This window comes from Marmoricola sp. Leaf446 (genome assembly GCF_001424755.1).
Taxonomy (GTDB): domain Bacteria; phylum Actinomycetota; class Actinomycetes; order Propionibacteriales; family Nocardioidaceae; genus Marmoricola.
The window spans coordinates 960,017-979,332 of the sequence record NZ_LMRF01000001.1; the positions used below are offsets into that span (position 1 = coordinate 960,017).

The window sequence follows — 19,316 nt, forward strand, 5'->3', positions numbered from 1 at the left end:
GCCTGTGGCGGTGCTGCCCGCCGCCGAACGCCGACTCGTCGTGCTCGTCTCCGGCGGCGGCACCAACCTGCAGGCCCTGATCGACGCCGGCACCGACCCGTCGTACGGCGCCCGCGTGGTCGCCGTCGGGGCCGATCGCGACGACATCGAGGGACTGGCCCGCGCCGAGCGCCACGGGCTTCCCGGCTTCGTCCACCGGCTGCGCGACGCCCCCACCCGCGAGGCCTGGGACGCCGGCCTGGCCGACGCCGTCGCCGCCCACGAGCCCGACCTGGTCGTGCTGGCCGGCTTCATGAAGCTCGTCGGCCCGGCCTTCCTGGCCCGCTTCCCCGGCGCCGTGGTCAACACCCACCCGGCGCTGTGCCCGAGCTTCCCCGGCACCACCGGACCGGCCGACGCCCTGGCGTACGGCGTCAAGGTCACCGGCGCGACGCTCTTCGTCGTCGACGACGGGGTCGACACCGGCCCGATCGTCGCGCAGAGCGTGGTGCCGGTCGAGGACGACGACGACGTCGACTCACTCCACGAACGCATCAAGGTCGCCGAGCGGGCCATGCTCGTCGACGCCGTGGGCCGCCTGGCCCGCGAGGGCTACACCATCACCGACAGGAAGGTGCGGATCGGCGCATGACCGAGAGCACGCTGCCCCAGGACCGGATCGCGCTGAAGCGGGCGCTGGTCTCCGTCTACGACAAGTCCGGGCTCGAGGAGCTCGTCCGCGGCCTGCACGACGCCGGCGTCGAGCTGGTCTCGACCGGCGGCTCGGCCCGGCTGATCTCCGAGCTGGGCCTGCCCGTGACCAAGGTGGAGGACCTCACCGGCTTCCCCGAGTGCCTCGACGGACGCGTCAAGACGCTGCACCCCAAGGTCCACGCCGGCATCCTGGCCGACCGGCGGCTGCCGGCCCACGTCAGCCAGCTCGACGAGCTGGGCGTGGAGCCGTTCGACCTCGTCGTGTCCAACCTCTACCCCTTCACCGCGACCGTCGCCTCGGGCGCCTCTCCCGACGAGTGCGTGGAGCAGATCGACATCGGCGGGCCCTCGATGGTGCGCGCCGCGGCGAAGAACCACCCCTCGGTCGCCATCGTCACCTCGCCCGACCGCTACGCCGACGTGCTCGCGGCCGCGGCCGCCGGCGGGTTCACCTACGACGAGCGCAAGCGCCTCGCCGCCGAGGCGTTCGTGCACACCGCCTCCTACGACGTCGCCGTGGCGAGCTGGATGGGCTCGGTGCTCACCGACACCTCCGACGGCGCCGGGTTCCCGGCCTGGGTCGGCGGCACCTGGGAGCGCGAGTCGGTCCTGCGGTACGGCGAGAACCCCCACCAGGCGGCGTCGATCTACCGCAACGACGTCGCCCCCGGGCTGGCGCAGGCCGAGCAGCTGCACGGCAAGGAGATGTCCTACAACAACTACGTCGACGCCGACGCGGCCCGCCGGGCGGCGTACGACTTCGACGAGCCGGCCGTGGCGATCATCAAGCACGCCAACCCCTGCGGCATCGCCGTGGGGGCCGACGTCGCCGAGGCCCACCGCCGCGCCCACGAGTGCGACCCGGTCTCCGCCTTCGGCGGCGTCATCGCCGTCAACCGGCCGGTCTCGGTCGCGATGGCCGAGCAGGTGGCCGAGGTCTTCACCGAGGTCGTCGTGGCCCCGGGCTACGACGACGGCGCCGTCGAGGTGCTCACACGCAAGAAGAACGTCCGGCTGCTAGTCGCCGAGCCCGCCGAGCGCGGCGGCGTCGAGATGCGCCCGATCTCCGGTGGCCTGCTGGTGCAGCAGCGCGACGCGGTCGACGCCGACGGCGACGACCCGGCGTCGTGGACGCTGGCCACGGGAGAGGCCGCCTCCGAGGCGGTGCTCGCCGACCTCGCCTTCGCCTGGAAGGCGTGCCGCGCGGCCAAGTCCAACGCCATCCTGCTCGCCAAGGACGGCGCCTCGGTCGGCATCGGCATGGGCCAGGTCAACCGGGTCGACTCCTGCCGGCTGGCCGTGGACCGTGCGGGGGAGCGGGCCGCCGGCTCGGTCGCCGCGTCGGACGCGTTCTTCCCCTTCGAGGACGGTCCGCAGATCCTCATCGACGCGGGCGTGACCGCGATCGTGCAGCCCGGCGGGTCGATGCGCGACGCGCTGACGATCGAGGCGGCGAAGGCGGCGGGCGTGACGATGTACTTCACCGGCACCCGTCACTTCGCTCACTGAGCGCCTGTCACGAGGCCGGCACGACCGATGAAAGGATGCGGCACGTGACTGCACAGAAGCTGGACGGCACCGCGACGGCCAAGGCCATCAAGTCCGAGCTCACCGAGCGCGTCGCCGCGCTGCGGGAGCGGGGGGTCGTCCCGGGCCTCGGCACGGTGCTCGTGGGCGACGACCCCGGGTCGCGGTGGTACGTCAACGGCAAGCACAAGGACTGCGCCGAGGTCGGCATCGCCTCGTTGCGCGAGGACCTGCCGGCGACGGCGACGCAGGAGGAGGTGCTGGCCGCCGTACGCCGCCTCAACGAGGACCCCGCCTGCACCGGCTACATCGTGCAGCTGCCGCTGCCGAGGGGCATCGACGAGAACGCCGTGCTGGGGGCCATCGACCCGGCCAAGGACGCCGACGGCCTGCACCCGACCAGCCTCGGCTGGCTGGTGCTGGGCGAGGAGGCGCCGCTGCCGTGCACGCCGTACGGCATCGTGGAGCTGCTGCGTCGCCACGGCGTCGACATCGCCGGGGCCGAGGTCGTCGTGGTGGGCCGCGGCGTCACCGTCGGACGCCCGCTCGGCCTGCTGCTGACCCGACGCTCGGAGAACGCCACCGTCACGCTGTGCCACACCGGCACCCGCGACCTCGCCGCCCACACCCGCGACGCCGACATCGTCGTCGCCGCGGCCGGGGTGCCGGGCATCATCACCGCCGACATGGTCCGCGAGGGCGCGGCCGTGCTCGACGTCGGTGTCTCCCGGGTCGACGGCAAGCTCGCCGGTGACGTGGCCGAGGACGTCTGGGACGTTGCCGGCTGGGTCTCGCCGAACCCCGGGGGAGTGGGCCCGATGACCCGCGCGATGCTGCTGTCCAACGTGGTGGGCCTGGCCGAGCAGGCCGCGGCTCCCGCCTGACCGTGACCGCGCCGACCCCGCCGCCGCCCGCTCCCCGTCGGCGTCCCTCGACCCTCGGGGGGCTCGTCTACCTGCTGGTGGTGGCGGCCGCCGGGGTCGGGCTGCTGGTGGTGGCGCTGGGACCGTGGCGCCGGGGCGTGACGCTCATCGGCGTCGCCCTGCTGGTCGGCGCCGTGATGCGGACCCTGCTGCCGGAGAACGAGGCCGGCATGCTGCGCGTGCGCCGCAGCCGCTGGATCGACCTGGTGATGCTGGCCGGGGTGGGCGCGGCGCTGATCGTGCTGGCCGTGGTGATCCCCGACCAACCCGGGTGACTCAGGACCGGCCCGAGACCGTCCCGTGCCAGAGCCGGGCGTAGCGCTCGCCGTCGACTCCGAGCGCGACGTCGACGTTCGCCGGCGCCTGTCCGTGCGGGTCGTGGGCGAGGTCGCCCGACCAGTCGCGCCGGTCCACGATGGTGCGGCCGCGCGACCAGGTGCCGGCCAGCTCGACCCGGATCGGCAACCGCCGGCTCGTCAGGCCCTCGGGGTCGATGACGGCGCACACCGCGCCCGCGTCGCCGATCGTGGCCGACGGGCGCTCGAACCGGTCGCACTGGAAGACGACCAGCTCGCCGGCCAGCCCGGCCGGGCCGCCGAGCGCGGCCAGCGCCTCGCCCTGCTCACGGGTGACCTGGGGGCCGTAGAACACGTCGAGCCCGTACATCGCCACCTCGATGCCGAGGTCGGTCGCGGCGTCGAGCACGACGGCCGCCGCCTCGGGGTCGTGGAAGACGTTGAACTCCGCCGACGCGGTCGCGTTGCCGACCTCGGCGGCCCCGCCCATGAACACGATCCGCTCCAGCCCCGCCGCGACGGCCGGGTGGGTGCGCAGCAGCAGCGCCACGTTGGTCAGCGGTGCCAGTGGGACCAGCGTGACCGGCTCCCCGCGCTCGGCGGCGTCGAGCAGCACGTCGCGGAGCAGCTCGACCGCGTGCCGGGGGTCCGGCTGCCGGGTCGAGCGAGCGCGCCCGAGGTCGCCCATCCCGTCCTGGCCGTGCACGTGCCGGGCGTCGCCGGGCGGCTCGAGCAGCGGCAGCGCGGCCCCGGCGGCCACGGGCACGTCCTGGCGTTCGCAGACGTCGAGCACGGTCAGGGTGTTGGCCACGACGTCGGCCAGCGGGGCGTTGCCGCCGACGCAGGTGACGGCCCGGAGGTCCAGCGCCGGGTGCAGCGCGGCCAGCAGCAGGGCACAGGCGTCGTCGACCCCGGTGTCCACGTCGAGAACGACCGGCGTGCGGCGTACGGGCTGGGTCACGGCGTCGCTCGCTTCCCGTGGGTTGCTGGTGCTTCCCGGGTGATGTTCCGGCCGGGGTGTGTGGGTTTCACAGGGGACCCTGTGGAACTGGCGAGTGGCCGTCGTACGCCCGACCCACCCGCCGGGAGCCAGACCCAGACAGCAGGACCACGGCCCCGGAGCAGCGACGGTCCCCCGGGTGGACCCGGGAGACCGCCGCGACAGGTGGAGGCTCAGATCAGCCCGAGCCCCTTGACCGCGTCGCGCTCCTCGGCGAGCTCGGCGGTGGACTTGTCGATGCGACCGCGGGAGAAGTCGTCGATGTCCAGGCCCTGGACGATCTCCCAGTCGCCGTCCTTGGTGGTGACGGGGAAGGAGGAGATCAGGCCCTCGGGGACGCCGTAGGAGCCGTCGGAGACGACCGCCATGGAGACCCAGTCGTCCTGGGCGGAGCCGTGCAGCCAGTCGCGGGCGGCGTCGACGGTGGCGGACGCGGCCGACGCGGCCGAGGAGGAGCCCCGGGCGTCGATGATCGCGGCGCCGCGCTTGGCGACGGTCGGGATGAAGGTGTTCTCCAGCCAGTCCTGGTCGCCGACGGCCTCGGCGGCGTTCTGACCACGGACCTCGGCATGGAACAGGTCGGGGTACTGCGTGGCGGAGTGGTTGCCCCAGATCGTCATCTTCTTGATCTCGGTCACCGAGGCGCCGGTCTTGGCGGCCAGCTGCGAGATCGCCCGGTTGTGGTCGAGGCGGGTCAGCGCCGAGAACCGCGAGGGGTCGATGTCGGGTGCGTTGGTCATGGCGATCAGCGCGTTGGTGTTGGCCGGGTTGCCGGTGACGCCGATGCGGACGTCGTCGGCGGCGACGGCGTTGAGCGCCTTGCCCTGGGCGGTGAAGATCGCGCCGTTGGCCTCCAGCAGGTCGCCGCGCTCCATGCCCGGGCCGCGGGGACGCGCGCCGACGAGCAGGGCGAGGTTGACGCCGTCGAACACCTTCTCGGCCTCGTGGCCGATCTCGATGCCGGCCAGGCCGGGGAACGCGCAGTCGTCGAGCTCCATGACCACGCCCTCGAGGGTCTTGAGCGCGGGCTCGATCTCCAGCAGGCGCAGCTCGATCGGCCGGTCGCCGAGCGCTCCGCTCGCGAGACGGAAGAGCAGGCTGTAGCCGATCTGGCCGGCGGCACCGGTGACGGCGACCTTCAACGGAGTGGGGCTCACGGTTTCTCCTGGTACGACGGGGGCGCGGACCCGTCCGACGCTAGCAGCGCCTCGCCGGCCTGCGCCCCCGGCCTCACTCCTTGACCGCCCCGGTGGTGGTGTTGACGATGCGCTTCTGGAACACGAAGAACACCAGTGCCACCGGCAGCGTCATCAGCAGCGCCGCGGCCAGCTTGAGGGGGTACTGCGTGCCCTGGCTGAGCGCGCCCGACGCGAGCTGGGCGACGCCCTTGGTGAGGGTGAACAGTCCCGGGTCCTGGCTGGCCACGATGAAGTGGTTGAGCTCGTTCCACGACGCCTGGAAGGACAGGATGATCACCGTCATCACCGCCGGCCGCGCCATCGGGAGCACCACCGACCAGAAGATCCGGAACGTGCCGGCGCCGTCGATGCGGGCCGCCTCCTCGACGCTGGCCGGGATGGACTCGAAGAAGCCCTTCATGATGAACACCGCGGACGCGTCGGCCAGCAGCGGGATGATCAGGCCGGCGTAGGAGTCGTAGATGGCCAGCTGGTTGATGACCAGGAACTTCGGGATCAGCAGCACCACGTTGGGCACCGCCATGATCGCCACCAGCACGGCGAAGGCCAGGGCCCGGCCGCGGAACGGCACCCGCGCGAGCGCGTAGCCCGCCATCGAGCAGAACAGCACCCGCCCGGTGGTGACGACGAGGGTCACGATCACCGAGTTGGCGAACCACGTCGGCAGCGGCGAGTCGGAGAACAGGGTGCGGTAGGCCTCGGCGGTCGCCGTCGAGGGCACCAGGGACAGCGGGTTGGCGGCGGCGTCGGCCTCGGTCTTGAACGACGTCGCGACCTGGATCAGGAACGGCATCACGTAGACGACCGCGAGCAGCGCCAGCACGGCGTACGTCACGTAGGTGCCGGTCGCGCGCGCCCGCGGCGCGGTGGTCGTCGCGGTGCTCATGCCGCACCCCCGGCGACGCCGCCACCCTGCTGGCGGGCGGTGACGCCCGCGCGGACGGCGTCGGCCCGGGCGCGCTCGCCCCGGGACCCGCGGTCCTCCGAGAGCACCCACCGCTGCACCAGCGTGAGCACCACGATGATCGCGAACAGCACGAACGCGATCGCCGCGCCCTGGCCCCACTGCTGGTTGACGAAGGCCGACTGGAAGGAGAGGTACGCCGGGGTGAGGGTCGTCTTCGCGGGGCCACCCTGGGTGCCGGTGTAGATCTGGTCGAACACCTGCCAGGTGCCGATCAGGCCCAGCGTGAGCACCGTGAACAGGGTGGGTCGCAGCATCGGCAGCGTCACGAAGCGGAACCGCTGCCAGGCGTTGGCGCCGTCGATGAGGCCCGCCTCCTCGATCTCGTCGCCGATGTTGTTCAGGGCCGCGATGAACAGCAGCATGAAGGTGCCCGAGGTGGTGAACACCGCCATCAGCACGAACGCGCTCATCGCCACCGAGGGGCCGGCCACCCAGTCCCACCAGGTGATGCCGAGGAAGCCGTTCTCGCCCAGCGCCGCCGGGGCCCGGTCGACCCCCACCGCCCCGAGCAGCAGGTGCAGCACCCCGCGCGGGTCCTGGAACCAGGCCGGGCCGTTGAGCCCGAACCAGCCCAGGATCTTGTTGACCACGCCGGTGGTGCTGAACAGGAACAGCCACAGCACCGTGATCGCCACCGAGCTGGTCACCGAGGGGAAGTAGAACGCCGTGCGGAAGAAGCCCCGCCCGCGCAGCGACCGGCGCGTCACCAGGACGGCCAGGAGCAGCGCGATCATCGTCTGCAGCGGCACCACCAGCACGACGTAGAACAGGTTGTTGCGCAGCGAGGTGCCGAAGTCGCGCTCCGCCAGCCCGCCGCCGGCGAGGATCTGGCGGTAGTTCTCCAGGCCGACGAAGCCGACGTCGCCGCCGAACGGGCTGCCGTTGCCGCGCCAGTCCGAGACCGAGACCCACAGCGCCATCAGCACCGGCGCCACCAGGAACAGCCCCAGCAGGACGACGACGGGCAGCATCAGGACCCAGCCGTCGCGGCTCTGCCCGCCGCGACGGCTGCGTGGACGCGCCATCCGGCTACTGCCCCACGGTCGCCTGCAGCGACTGCTGCACCGACTCCAGGATGGCGGCGGGGTCGCCGTCGGCGAGGCCCTCGAGCTGGGAGTTGAAGTCGGTGATGACGTCGGCCGCGCCCACCGTCGACGGCGGGTTCTGCGCGTAGTCGGCGCCGTCGATGAACGGCGCGACCTCCGGCGACTCCTCCTTGTAGGCCGCGGCAGCGGACTCGACCGACGGGATCACGCCGAACGCCTGGGCGAACGCCGCCTGGTCCTCGGCGGAGGTCAGCTTCTCGACGAGGTCGACGGCCTGCTCCTGCTCGGGGCTGGACTCGGCGATGCCCCAGCAGTTGGTGAACGCCAGGGTGCCCTTGCCCTGCGGGCCCGCGGGCAGCTCCGCGACGGTGTAGTCGACGTCGGGGAAGTCGTTCTGCATCGCCCCGACCAGCCAGTTGCCCTCGATCGTCATCGGGGCGAGCTCCTTGCCGAAGGCCTCGCCGCCCCAGCCGGCGCCCAGGGTGGAGGAGTACTGCGCCGACCCGTCCTGGAGCAGCTGCTGCACGTAGTCGAGCGCCTCCTGGTTCTCCGGGGTGTCGACGGTCGCCTCGGTCTGCTGCTCGTCGGTCATCGCGCCGCCGGCCTGGGGGAAGAACGCCCCGACCCGCTGGTACTCCGGGCTGAAGGCCAGGCCCGGCTGCTCGCCCTGCTTCAGCTCGGCCGCGACGTCGGCGAGCTCCTCCCAGGTGGTCGGGACGTCGGCGTCGGTCAGGCCGGCGGCCTCCCACTTCGTGGTGTTGATCCACAGCGCGAGCGTGGAGAAGTCCTTGGGTGCGCAGTAGAACTCGTCGTCGACGGTGAAGGCCTGACGCAGGTTGGGGTAGAAGTCGTCGGCGTTGCTGAGCTGGTCGCCGTACGCCAGGAGCGAGCCGTTCTCGACGTAGCCGCCGAGCTGGTCGGTGCTCATGTAGAACACGTCGGGCGGGTTGTTCGACGCGAAGCCCTGGCTCAGCTGCTGGTTGAGGTCGGAGGCCACGGTGACCTCGGCGTCGGTGCCGCTCTCCTGCGACCAGTCGGCGACGGCCTTCTCCACGGCCTTGGTCTCGGCGTCGCCGGAGGAGCCGATCAGCACGGTGATCTTGCCGTCGCCGCCCTCGCCGGAGGACCCGCCGTCGTCGAAGCCGGACCCGCCGCCGCAGGCGGACAGGGTGAGCAGGCCGGCGCAGGCGGCGGCGGCGACCGAGGCGAGGGAGGTGCGGTTGCGGGACATGGGTTCTCCAGGTGGTGGGTGAGGAGGGGGACGGGTCAGCGGGCCAGGCTGGAGTCGCGGACCACCAGCCGGGGTGGGAGCAGGGCGTGCGTGGCCGAGGGGCGTACGCCGCTCAGCTCGGCGTCGATCAGGCGCATCAGCGCCGCCGCCACGTCGGCGAGCGGCTGGTCGACGCTGGTCAGGCCGGGGGTGGTGAGCGCGGCCGACGGCGAGTTGTCGAAGCCGGTCACGGCGACGTCGCGGCCCGGCCGGAGCCCGCGCTCGGACAGGGCGCGCAGCACCCCGAGCGCGAGCGTGTCGGAGACGCACACCAGTGCGGTGGGGACCGGGCCCCCGCGGGGGGCGTCCAGCAGCCGGTGCGCGGCGTCGCGGCCGGCGTCGAACTCGTCGACCACGTGGGCCTGCACCCGGGCGGGCAGGCCGAGGTCGGCGCAGGCCTCGCGCCAGCCCCGCTCCCGGTCACGACCCAGGTCGGAGTCGGCTGGCCAGCCCACCAGACCGATCTCGCTGTGCCCCTGCCCGGCGAGGTGCTCGACCGCCGCGCGGATGCCGGCGGCGCCGTCGACGTCGACCCACGGGAAGGCGCCGGGGGATTCGGGATCGGGGTCCCACGAACGGCCGAAGCAGGCGAAGGTGACGCCCTGCTCGCGCATCCAGCGCATCCGCGCGTCGTCGCGGTGGGCGCCGGTGAGCACGAAGGCGTCGACCGCCGTGGTCTGGCGCAGCTCCTGGTAGGCCGCCAGCTCGGCGGTGTCCCCGGCGGCGTGGCACACGATGAGGTGGTAGCCCAGTCCCGAGGCCGACTCGGCCAGCGCGTGCAGGAACTGGTCGAGCAGCAGCGCCGCGCGGTCCTGACGCGAGCGCTCGACCCGGACCCCCACGAGCCGCGAGGTCTGGCTGCGCAGCGTGCGGGCGGAGCGGTTGGGGCGGTAGTCGAGGTCCTCGATCGCCGACCGGACCCGGGCCAGGGTCTCGTCGCTGAGGCGGTCGGGGTGGTTGAGCGCGTTGGAGACCGTCATGGCCGAGACCTCGGCCCGGCGCGCGACGTCGTCGAGCGTCGCGCCGCGGTGGCGGCTCGGTCCTCGCACGGGCTGACTCCTTCGTCGTGGTTGCGTCGCGGCGGTGTTTTAGCGCTAAAATCAAGTGTGACCGAACGTACAAAGGCGGGTGCTCCACCGTCAACCCTGCGTCCGCGGCGGCTGCAGCCGCTGCTCCACGACCTCGCCACCGCCGTGGCCGCGCCGGGCCTGGTGCTGGCCGAGCCGGACGGCTGCGTGCGGCCGCGGCCGACCGGGGGCGTGGCGGGCTGGTACGTCGCCGACGTGCGGCTGCTGCGTCGGCTCGAGCTCTCCGTCGACGGCTCCGGCCTGGAGCTGGTGCGGGCCGACGCGACCGGCACCCGCCACCACGAGTTCGTCCACGTCGCGCGCGGCCTCGGGGACGAGCAGCCCGACCCCACGGTGGTGCTCCGCCACGTGCGCGACCTCGGCCCCGACACCCTGACCGAGCGGGTGCGCGTGCGCAGCACCGCCCAGGCGCCGGTGCAGGTGGTGCTCCACCTCGACGTCGAGGCCGACCTCGCGCCGGTGCACGAGGTCAAGCAGGGCGGCCGCCCCGATGCCGTCACCCCGGCGACCGACGGCGACGGCGCCCTGCGCTGGGCCGCCCGCGGCCGCGACGTGCGGCTGGTCGCCGACGGCGCCACGGTCGAGGTGGCCGAGCGTGGCGCGCGGCTGACCTGGACGCTCGACCTGGCGCCGGGCGAGCACGCCGAGGTGGAGGTGCGGGCGCACGCCGAGGGGCCGGTCCGCTTCGCCTCCGGAGCGGCCGAGGAGGGCGGCGCCTGGACCGACCGGGTGGGCGTCGGCGCCCCCGACCCGCGGCTCGCGCGACTGGTCGGGCGCAGCCTGGGCGACCTCGACGGGCTGCTGCTCCGCGACGCCCCCGACGGGGGCGACCGGTTCCTCGCCGCCGGCAGCCCGTGGTTCCTCACCCTGTTCGGCCGCGACTCGCTGTGGGCGGCGCGGCTGCTGCTGCCGGTCGACGTCGACCTGGCGCTCTCGACGCTGCGGGTGCTCGCCCGACGCCAGGGGGAGCGCGAGGACCCCGCCACCGAGGAGCAGCCCGGCAAGATCCTGCACGAGGTCCGCGATCCCGAGCTCGACCACCTGCTGCCGCCGCTCTACTACGGCACCGTCGACGCCACCCCGCTGTTCGTGTGCCTGCTCGCCGACGCCGCCCGCTGGGGCGCCGACCCCGACCAGGTCCGGGCGCTGCTCCCGGCGGCGCGCCGCTGCCTGGAGTGGCAGCTGGAGCAGGCCCGCGAGACCGGCTGGCTGCGCTACGTCGACCACTCCGGGACCGGCCTGTCCAACCAGGGCTGGAAGGACAGCCACGACTCGGTGCAGTTCGCCGACGGCCGGCTGGCCGACGCGCCGATCGCGCTGTGCGAGGTGCAGGCCTACGCCTACGAGGCCGCGGTCGCGGGAGCGGCGCTGCTGGCGGCGTACGACGAGCCCCCGGTGCCCGGCCTGACCGGCTGGGCCGAGGACCTGCGCACCCGCTTCCGTCGCGACTTCTGGGTCGGCACCCCCGAGGGCGGCCACGTCGCCATCGCCCTGGACCGCGACGGCGTCCGGGTCGACTCCGTGACCTCCAACCTCGGCCACCTGCTCGGCACCGGCATCCTGAGCGAGGCGCAGTCGGCCCGGGTGGCGGCGCTGCTCGTCGGCGAGCTGCGGTCGGGCTTCGGCGTGCACACCCTGACGCCGCGCTCGCCGCGGTTCTCCGAGCTGAGCTACCACGGCGGCTCGGTGTGGCCCCACGACACCGCCATCGCGGTGCGCGGCCTGGCCGCCGAGGGCCACCACGCCGAGGCGGCCCTGCTCGCCGCCGACCTGGTCGCCGCCGCCGACGGCTTCGGGCACCGCCTGCCCGAGCTGTACGCCGGGGACAGCGCCGACGTCGTCGCGGCCCCGGCCGCCTACCCCGCAGCCTGCCGGCCCCAGGCCTGGTCGGCCGCCGGTGCGGTCGCCGCCCTCGTCGCCGCCACCGGCGTGCGTCCCGACGGGCGCGGGGGCGCCCAGGTGCCCGAGCGGGTGGGCACCGCCCTCGGTCCGTTCCGGCTGACCGGGCTGCGCGTCGCCGGCGGCGACCTCGGGGTCGCGGTCGACGCCGACGGCCGGGTGGCGCTCGACCCCGTCCCGACGTCCGTGGCCGACGCCGCCGGGTGACCTAGGCTGGCCGGCATGGAGCCGGTCGACCCGAGCAGGTTGCGCATCTCCGACGCCGACCGCCACAAGGTCGCGGAGTTCCTGCGCCAGGCCGCGGGGGAGGGGCGCATCGACCTGGACGAGCTCGACGACCGGCTCGAGGCGACGTACGCCGCGAAGACCTACGGCGACCTGGTCCCGCTCACCGTGGACCTGCCCGGTCACCAGGGCGCCACCCCCACGGTGCCGCCGCGGCCGGCGGGGTCACGCCCGCCCGCCCCGCGCACCGGGGGCGTGCCGGCCGGGCTCTCGCTGCCCGTCCACCACGGGTCGTCGGCCGTGCTGGGCGAGGTCAAGCGGCGCGGCGCGTGGGCGATCGGCGAGAGCCACACCGCCCTGGCCGTGATGGGCAACGTGCTGCTCGACCTGCGTCAGGCCCGCTTCGACGCCCCCGAGGTCGTCATCACGGCCAACGCGGTCATGGGCGAGGTGCTGGTGGTCGTCGACGCCCGCACCGTCGTGGTGGTCGAGGGCACCGGCGTGATGGGCACCTTCGAGGAGTCCCGGTCCTCGGTGGCCCCCGACACCGACGCCGACTCGCCCGTGGTGCGGGTGCGCGGGATCGCCCTGATGGGCAGCGTGCGGGTCCGGCGCAAGGGCCCACCGGGAGAGCTGCGCAAGCGGCTGCTCGGCCACGGCGGTCACTGAGCACCCCGGGCACGCCGTCGGCGGGCGCGATAGTTTGGCCCGGTGACCGACTCCAAGATCATCTACACCCAGACCGACGAGGCGCCCGCCCTGGCGACGTACTCCTTCCTCCCCGTCATCGCCGCGTACGCCGCGAAGGCGGGCGTGGACGTCGAGACCCGCGACATCTCGCTGGCGGGCCGGATCATCGCGGTGTTCTCCGACCTGCTCCCCGAGGACCAGCGGGTCGACGACGCGCTGGCCGAGCTCGGTGCCCTGGCCAAGACCCCCGAGGCCAACATCATCAAGCTGCCCAACATCTCCGCCTCGGTGCCGCAGCTCAAGGCCGCCGTCGCCGAGCTGCAGGAGCAGGGCGTCGCGCTGCCGGACTACCCCGACTCCCCGCAGACCGACGAGGAGAAGGACGTCCGCGCGCGCTACGACAAGGTCAAGGGCAGCGCCGTCAACCCGGTGCTGCGCGAGGGCAACTCCGACCGCCGCGCGCCCGAGTCGGTCAAGAGCTACGCCCGCAAGAACCCCCACTCGATGGGCGCCTGGACGGCCGACTCCAAGACCAACGTCGCCACGATGTCCGGCGACGACTTCCGCCACAACGAGCAGTCGGTCGTCATCGACGAGGCCGGCTCGCTGCGCGTCGAGCTCGTGACCGACGGCGGCACGCAGGTGCTCAAGGAGTCGATCCCGGTCGAGGCCGGCGAGGTCGTCGACACCACCTTCATGAGCACCAGTGCGCTGCAGGACTTCCTGCGCGAGCAGATCGCCCGTGCCAAGGCCGACGACGTGCTGTTCTCGATCCACCTCAAGGCCACGATGATGAAGGTCTCCGACCCCATCCTGTTCGGCCACGCGGTGCAGGCCTTCTTCCCCTCGCTGTTCGCCGACAACGCCGACGCGCTGCTCGAGCACGGCCTGGACCCCAAGAACGGCCTGGGCGCGATCGTCTCCGGCGCCGAGAAGGTCGGCGGCGAGGTCGCCTCGGCGATCAAGGCCTCGGTCGAGAAGGACCTCGCCGACGGCCCCGCGATCGCGATGGTCGACTCCGACAAGGGCATCACCAACCTGCACGTGCCGAGCGACGTGATCGTCGACGCCTCGATGCCGGCCATGATCCGCACCTCGGGCCACATGTGGGGCCCCGACGGCGGCGAGGCCGACACGCTCGCGGTGATCCCCGACTCCTCCTACGCCGGGATCTACCAGGTCGTCCTCGACGACTGCCGCGCCCACGGCGCCTACGACCCCGCGACGATGGGCTCGGTGCCCAACGTCGGGCTGATGGCCCGTGCGGCCGAGGAGTACGGCTCCCACGACAAGACCTTCGAGGTCGCCGAGGCCGGCACCGTGCGCCTCGTCGCCGCCGACGGCACCGTGCTGACCGAGCACCAGGTGCAGGCCGGCGACGTGTGGCGCGCCTGCCAGACCAAGGACGTCCCGATCCAGGACTGGGTCAAGCTCGCCGTGACCCGCGCCCGCGCCACCGGCGACCCGGCGATCTTCTGGCTCGACGAGACCCGCGCCCACGACCGCAACCTGATCGCCAAGGTCGAGCAGTACCTCCCCGAGCACGACACCGACGGCCTCGACATCACGATCCAGTCGCCCGTGGACGCGATCCAGGTCAGCGTCGACCGCATCCGCAGGGGCGAGGACACCATCTCGGTCACCGGCAACGTGCTGCGCGATTACCTCACCGACCTGTTCCCGATCCTCGAGCTGGGCACCTCGGCCAAGATGCTCTCGGTCGTCCCGCTGATCAACGGCGGTGGCCTGTTCGAGACCGGCGCCGGCGGCTCGGCGCCCAAGCACGTGCAGCAGCTGGTCAAGGAGAACTACCTGCGCTGGGACAGCCTGGGCGAGTTCCTCGCGCTCTCGGAGAGCTTCAGCCACCTCGCGACCACCGGCGACAACCTGCGCGCCAAGCTGCTGGGGGAGACCCTCGACCGGGCCACCGGCCGGCTGCTCGAGGAGGGCAAGTCGCCGCAGCGCAAGCTCGGCACCATCGACAACCGCGGCAGCCACTTCTACGTCGCGCTGTTCTGGGCCGAGGAGCTGGCCCAGCAGACCGAGGACGAGGCGCTGGCCGCCGACTTCGCGGAGCTGGCAAAGCGCCTGCGCGCCGAGGAGGAGACCATCACCGGCGAGCTGATCGGCGTCCAGGGCTCGCCCGCGGACATCGGCGGCTACTTCCGCCCCGACCCCGAGAAGGCCGCCGCCGTGATGCGCCCCTCCACCACCTTCAACGAGGCGCTCGCCTCGCTGTAGGGCCGCCTCGACGGGTAGTCCGAGACGAGGAGCACCGGATGCCGGCCTCCGGCGGTGCTTTTCGTCTCGGACTACCCGGCGTGGGGCGCGGGCGGACGGTGACGCACGCCACCCACGGGTTTCGGCGGATCGGGAACACGAGGAGAACCTCGTCGTTGTCGCAGGGGTGACCACGACGATCGAGGACCCCCGCCTGGCGGCCACCGACGCGACTGACGGTGGTGTCGCCGCGCGACGGCGCACGGCCGGGCTCGCGCTGCTGGCGCTGGCCACGGGCGCGTTCGCGATCGGCACCACCGAGTTCGTCTCGATGGGGCTGCTGCCGCAGCTGGCCAGCGGCGTCGGCGTCGACATCCCGACCGCCGGCCACGTCATCTCGGCGTACGCCGTGGGCGTGGTGGTCGGCGCGCCCGTGCTCGCCGTGCTCGGTGCCCGGCTGCCCCGACGCGGGCTGCTGCTGGCGCTGATGGGCGTGATCCTGCTGGGCAACGCGCTGACCGCGATCGCCCCGAGCTACGGCGCCCTGATGGGGGCGCGGTTCGTCTCCGGCCTCCCGCACGGCGCGTTCTTCGGTGTGGCCGCGCTGGTGGCGGCCGACCTCGTCGCCCCGCACCGACGCGCGCAGGCCGTCAGCCTGGTGATGACCGGCCTGACCGTCGCCACCCTGCTCGGCGTGCCCGCCGCGACCTGGCTGGGCCAGGGCCTGGGCTGGCGCGCGGCGTACGGCCTCGTGGTCGCGCTCGCCGCGCTCACGCTCGTCCTGCTCGCGCTGCTGGTGCCGCGCGTGCCCGCCGACCGCGGGGCCAGCGGCCGCACCGAGCTGCGCGCGCTCAAGGAGCCGCAGGTCCTGCTCACCGCGCTGGCCGGTGCCATCGGCTTCGGCGGCATGTTCGCGATCTACACCTACATCGCGCCCACCGTCACCGAGGTGGCCGGCCAGCGCGAGGGCATGGTGCCGGTCTACCTGCTGGCGTTCGGCGTCGGCTCGGTGCTGGGCACGCTGGTCGGCGGCCGGCTGGCCGACTGGTCGATCCTGCGCTCCACGGTGCTGGGTGCGGCCGCGATGGGCGTGCTGCTGGCGGCGTACGCCGTGACCTCGCAGTGGCTCGTCCCCGGCATGCTGACCGTCTTCCTGATCTCCGCCTCGGGCGGCGTGTTCACGATCGGGCTGCAGATGCGGCTGATCCAGGTGGCCGGCAAGGCCCGCACCTTCGGCGCGGCGCTCAACCACTCCGCGCTCAACGCCGCCAACGCGCTCGGCGCCTGGCTCGGCGGCGTCACCGTCGCCGGCGGCCTGGGCTACCCCTCCACCGCATGGGTGGGCGTGGGCCTGTCGCTGCTCGGCCTGCTGGTGCTGGCCGTCTCGGTCACCCTGCAGCGTCGTACGACGCTCGCGGCGGCCACCGCTTGACGCGTCAGCGCCACTCCTCGACCAGGACGTCGAAGCGGGTGGTGTCGCTCCAGGTGCCGTCGGCCAGCAGCGCGTCGCTGCGGGTGGTGCCCGTCTCGCGCAGCCCCGCCGCGGCCAGCACCCGGCACGACGCGGCGTTGGCCGAGGCGGCGTGCGCGTGGACGCGGCGCAGCCCCAGGCCGCCGTCGTCCCACGGCACGAAGGCGTGGCGCAGCGCCACCCGGACGGCGCGCGTGGTCAGGCCGCGACCGCGCGCGTCGGGGTGAGCCCAGAAGCCCAGCTCGGCCTGACGGCGGTGGTGCAGGTGGTAGAGCTGCACCAGCCCGAGGTGCGCGTCGGTCCCGGGGTCGGCCACGGTCCAGGCGACCGCCTCGCCGCGGGCGGCCCACTCCCGGCGCTCCTCGACCAGGTCGGGCCAGCGCTCGGCGGTGTGGGGCGCCCGCTCGCGCGGGCCCTCGCTGAAGTGCTGCATCACCGGGTCGGCCAGGCACTCCAGCATCCTCGGGAGGTCGGCGTCGGCCGGCGGGCGCAGCACGACGCCCTGGTCGCGCAGCACGGGCACGTCGTACCAGGGGTGGCGGGGGGCGAGCTCCTCGCCGCGGGCCAGGGTGCCGTGCCAGGCCGGGACGAGCGCGCCCCGCTGCTGCATCCAGTGGCGCTCCTGTCCGACCGCGAAGCCCAGCCGCCACGCGACGCGGCGCGAGGGCCAGTTCCACTTCTTGGCCGTCCAGTCGACCACCTCGAGCCCGCGCTCCTCGAACCCCCACCGCACCAGCAGCCGGCACGCCCGCTCGGTCACGCCGCGGCCGCGCGCCCACGGGCTGGTGGCGTAGCCGAGCTCGGCCAGGCCGGCCCCGCGCCGGTTCAGCGCGACGCCGCCCGCGAACCGCTCCGTGCCGTCGTCGTCGGGCGCGGTGACGGCGAATCCCCACTCGGCGTCGGCCTCCCACCCGCCCGGGACGAGGTGGCGCACGAACGTCTTGGCGTCGTCGAGGGTGTAGGGCACCGGGACGGTCGTCCACGCCTGCGTCCCGGCGTCGGTGCACTGCTCCAGGACCGCTGGTACGTCGTCCTCGGTGTGCCCGCGCAGCGTCACCACGCCGTCGGTCAGCGTGGGGACGCGGGTCACGGGTAGGACATCCCCATCGCCTCGCGCACCTCGGCCAGCGTGGCGTCCGCGATCTCGTTGGCCCGCTCGTTGCCGCGCCGCAGCACGCCGTCGACGAAGCCGAGGTCCTCGGCCAGGGCGGCGCGGCGCTCGCGCAGGGGGGCGAAGTGGGTGTTGACCGCGTCGGTGACGCGCTTCTTCAGCCCGCCGCCACCGCCGTCGCCGATCTCCTCGGCGATGGTGGCCGGGTCGCCGCCCTCGCACATGGCGGCGACGGTCAGCAGGTTGGCGACCTCGGGGCGGTGCTCGGGGTCGTAGGTGATGTGGCGGTCGCTGTCGGTCTTGGCGCCCTTGAGCTTCTTGGCCGTCTCGTCGGCGCTCATCCGCAGCTCGATGACGTTGCCCTTGGACTTGCTCATCTTGGTGCCGTCGGTGCCCAGCACGTTGGTGGCCTCCGAGAGCAGGGCGCCCGGCTCGGGGAAGGTGACGCCGTACTTGTCGTTGAACCGGCGGGCCACGACGCGGGTCTGCTCGATGTGGGGCAGCTGGTCCTTGCCGACCGGCACCACCGTGGCCTTGCAGAACAGGATGTCGGCCGCCTGGTGCACCGGGTAGGTCAGCATCAGCCCGTTGATCGAGGTGATGCCCGCCGTGGCCGCCTCGTCCTTGACGGTGGGGTTGCGCTGCAGCTCGGCCACGCTGACCAGGCTCAGGAAGGGCAGCAGCAGCTGGTTGAGCGCCGGCACCGCGGAGTGGGTGAAGATCGTGCATCGCTCGGGGTCCAGGCCCGCAGCGAGGTTGTCGAGCAGCAGGTTGCGGACGTTGCCGCGGATGTCGCCGGCGATCTCGCGGTCGGTGATCACCTGGTAGTCGGCGATCAGCTGGAGGATCTCGACCCCGGCCTCCTGCAGGCGCAACCGGTTGCGGATCGAGCCGAAGTAGTGGCCGATGTGCAGGGCGCCGGTGGGGCGGTCGCCGGTGAGCATCCGCAGCTCGCCGGGTGCGTTCTCGATGCGTGCCTCGAGAGCGGCGCTGCGCTCGAGGGCGGCGCTGAAGGAGTCGGTCATGAGGTGGGTCCTCCTGGGGGAAGGGGCACAACTCTACAAAGGCCCGGCCGGGCCTGCCGGCGACCCCGTCGGGGTCGCTAGGGTCGTCGTCGTGCCCACAGTCGGAGTCAGCCTCGCCGTGCCGGAGCCGTGGGGGCGCGAGCTTCAGGAGTACCGCGTCTCGCTCGGCGACGCGGCGGCGGTGCACATCCCCACGCACATCACGCTGCTGCCCCCGTTGGAGGTCGACGAGGCCGACGTACGCCTGCTGGAGGAGCACCTCGCCGGCGTCGCCGCACGCACCCCGGCCTTCTCGGTCCACCTGCGCGGCACCGGCAGCTTCCGCCCCGTCTCGCCGGTCGTGTTCGTCGGCGTCGTCGAGGGCATCAGCGCGTGCGAGCAGCTCGCCGCCGACGTCGTCTCGGGCCCCCTCGAGGTCGACCGGGGCTTCCCCTACCACCCCCACGTGACGGTGGCCCACCACCTCGGTGACGACCTCCTCGACCGCGCCTTCGCCGAGCTCGGCGACTTCGACGTGGCCTTCGCGGCCGAGGAGATGTGGATGTACCGCCACGACCCCGACTCCGGCTGGCAGCCCACCCGCGCCTTCGCCCTCACCGGCGCCTGATCCCTCACCGTCCACAGGGACAGCCGGACCGGTCGCACGTGGCGCCGGGGGGCGACATC

General features: G+C 73.5%; 17 protein-coding genes. 9 read left to right on the forward strand and 8 right to left on the reverse strand.

The genetic code is table 11. The features are described 5' to 3' along the window. The first annotated feature begins 10 nt into the window (after positions 1–10). The 4 genes from purN to ASG49_RS04465 are packed head-to-tail and all read left to right on the forward strand — an operon-like array spanning position 11 to position 3,418. The gene (gene purN, locus ASG49_RS04450) at positions 11–631 is read left to right on the forward strand and encodes a phosphoribosylglycinamide formyltransferase (protein ID WP_369814203.1); all 621 of its coding nucleotides are present in this window, start codon (positions 11–13) and stop codon (positions 629–631) included. Continuing rightward, complete coding sequence (gene purH / locus ASG49_RS04455) at positions 628–2,202, forward strand: bifunctional phosphoribosylaminoimidazolecarboxamide formyltransferase/IMP cyclohydrolase (protein WP_056537568.1); 1,575 nt, start codon at positions 628–630, stop codon at positions 2,200–2,202. The genes purN and purH overlap by 4 nt, the downstream gene beginning before the upstream one ends. Before the next feature lie 44 nt (positions 2,203–2,246). Next, positions 2,247–3,104 carry a bifunctional methylenetetrahydrofolate dehydrogenase/methenyltetrahydrofolate cyclohydrolase gene (locus ASG49_RS04460; RefSeq protein WP_056539770.1) on the forward strand — a complete coding sequence of 286 codons (858 nt, stop codon included), beginning with the start codon at positions 2,247–2,249 and terminating at the stop codon, positions 3,102–3,104. A 2-nt stretch (positions 3,105–3,106) separates the two neighbouring features. Further along, positions 3,107–3,418 carry a DUF3017 domain-containing protein gene (locus ASG49_RS04465; RefSeq protein ID WP_056537570.1) on the forward strand — a complete coding sequence of 104 codons (312 nt, stop codon included), beginning with the start codon at positions 3,107–3,109 and terminating at the stop codon, positions 3,416–3,418. A gap of 1 nt (position 3,419) precedes the next feature. Here ASG49_RS04465 and ASG49_RS04470 read toward each other — a convergent pair whose 3' ends face one another. From ASG49_RS04470 to ASG49_RS04495, 6 genes are all read right to left on the reverse strand, one after another. Then, the gene (locus ASG49_RS04470; RefSeq protein ID WP_056537573.1) at positions 3,420–4,400 is read right to left on the reverse strand and encodes a nucleoside hydrolase; all 981 of its coding nucleotides are present in this window, start codon (positions 4,398–4,400) and stop codon (positions 3,420–3,422) included. A gap of 212 nt (positions 4,401–4,612) precedes the next feature. After that, a complete protein-coding gene (locus tag ASG49_RS04475; RefSeq protein WP_056537576.1) occupies positions 4,613–5,596 on the reverse strand; it encodes a malate dehydrogenase in 984 nt (327 codons plus the stop codon). A 73-nt stretch (positions 5,597–5,669) separates the two neighbouring features. Continuing rightward, complete coding sequence (locus ASG49_RS04480) at positions 5,670–6,524, reverse strand: carbohydrate ABC transporter permease (protein WP_056537579.1); 855 nt, start codon at positions 6,522–6,524, stop codon at positions 5,670–5,672. After that, positions 6,521–7,630, reverse strand: coding sequence for a carbohydrate ABC transporter permease (locus ASG49_RS04485; RefSeq protein WP_082533775.1), 1,110 nt, complete (start codon positions 7,628–7,630; stop codon positions 6,521–6,523). The genes ASG49_RS04480 and ASG49_RS04485 overlap by 4 nt, the downstream gene beginning before the upstream one ends. A 4-nt stretch (positions 7,631–7,634) precedes the next feature. Next, a complete protein-coding gene (locus ASG49_RS04490) occupies positions 7,635–8,882 on the reverse strand; it encodes an extracellular solute-binding protein (RefSeq protein ID WP_056537582.1) in 1,248 nt (415 codons plus the stop codon). A gap of 35 nt (positions 8,883–8,917) precedes the next feature. Beyond that, the gene (locus tag ASG49_RS04495) at positions 8,918–9,970 is read right to left on the reverse strand and encodes a LacI family DNA-binding transcriptional regulator (protein WP_056537585.1); all 1,053 of its coding nucleotides are present in this window, start codon (positions 9,968–9,970) and stop codon (positions 8,918–8,920) included. 57 nt (positions 9,971–10,027) lie between these two features. Between ASG49_RS04495 and ASG49_RS04500 the strand changes: the two genes are divergently transcribed. The 4 genes from ASG49_RS04500 (at position 10,028) to ASG49_RS04515 (ending at position 16,475) form a co-directional block, all read left to right on the forward strand. Further along, entirely contained in the window at positions 10,028–12,115 is a 2,088-nt protein-coding gene (locus tag ASG49_RS04500; RefSeq protein WP_162244492.1) for a glycogen debranching N-terminal domain-containing protein, read from the forward strand. A gap of 15 nt (positions 12,116–12,130) precedes the next feature. Then, complete coding sequence (locus tag ASG49_RS04505) at positions 12,131–12,802, forward strand: DUF1707 domain-containing protein (protein ID WP_056537590.1); 672 nt, start codon at positions 12,131–12,133, stop codon at positions 12,800–12,802. A 42-nt stretch (positions 12,803–12,844) separates the two neighbouring features. Next, the gene (locus tag ASG49_RS04510; RefSeq protein WP_056537593.1) at positions 12,845–15,064 is read left to right on the forward strand and encodes an NADP-dependent isocitrate dehydrogenase; all 2,220 of its coding nucleotides are present in this window, start codon (positions 12,845–12,847) and stop codon (positions 15,062–15,064) included. 166 nt (positions 15,065–15,230) lie between these two features. Continuing rightward, the gene (locus ASG49_RS04515) at positions 15,231–16,475 is read left to right on the forward strand and encodes an MFS transporter (protein ID WP_056537596.1); all 1,245 of its coding nucleotides are present in this window, start codon (positions 15,231–15,233) and stop codon (positions 16,473–16,475) included. Positions 16,476–16,479: 4 nt separating this feature from the next. On the opposite strand, the gene ASG49_RS04520 is transcribed toward ASG49_RS04515, so the two are convergent. Beyond that, the gene (locus ASG49_RS04520) at positions 16,480–17,604 is read right to left on the reverse strand and encodes a GNAT family N-acetyltransferase (protein WP_056537599.1); all 1,125 of its coding nucleotides are present in this window, start codon (positions 17,602–17,604) and stop codon (positions 16,480–16,482) included. Beyond that, positions 17,601–18,650, reverse strand: coding sequence for a tryptophan--tRNA ligase (gene trpS, locus ASG49_RS04525; RefSeq protein ID WP_056537602.1), 1,050 nt, complete (start codon positions 18,648–18,650; stop codon positions 17,601–17,603). Before trpS ends, ASG49_RS04520 begins: the two co-directional genes overlap by 4 nt. Positions 18,651–18,741: 91 nt before the next feature. Between trpS and ASG49_RS04530 the strand changes: the two genes are divergently transcribed. Continuing rightward, positions 18,742–19,257: a 2'-5' RNA ligase family protein gene (locus tag ASG49_RS04530; protein ID WP_056537605.1), complete on the forward strand. Its 516-nt coding sequence runs from the start codon at positions 18,742–18,744 to the stop codon at positions 19,255–19,257. Positions 19,258–19,316: the final 59 nt, after the last annotated feature.

Coding starts and splice junctions, on each gene's coding strand:
- purH (WP_056537568.1), top strand. CDS start 628: ATGACCGAGAGCACGCTGCCCCAGGACCGGATCGCGCTGAAGCGGGCG.
- ASG49_RS04505 (WP_056537590.1), top strand. CDS start 12,131: ATGGAGCCGGTCGACCCGAGCAGGTTGCGCATCTCCGACGCCGACCGC.
- ASG49_RS04490 (WP_056537582.1), bottom strand. CDS start 8,882: ATGTCCCGCAACCGCACCTCCCTCGCCTCGGTCGCCGCCGCCGCCTGC.
- ASG49_RS04480 (WP_056537579.1), bottom strand. CDS start 6,524: ATGAGCACCGCGACGACCACCGCGCCGCGGGCGCGCGCGACCGGCACC.
- ASG49_RS04485 (WP_082533775.1), bottom strand. CDS start 7,630: ATGGCGCGTCCACGCAGCCGTCGCGGCGGGCAGAGCCGCGACGGCTGG.
- trpS (WP_056537602.1), bottom strand. CDS start 18,650: ATGACCGACTCCTTCAGCGCCGCCCTCGAGCGCAGCGCCGCTCTCGAG.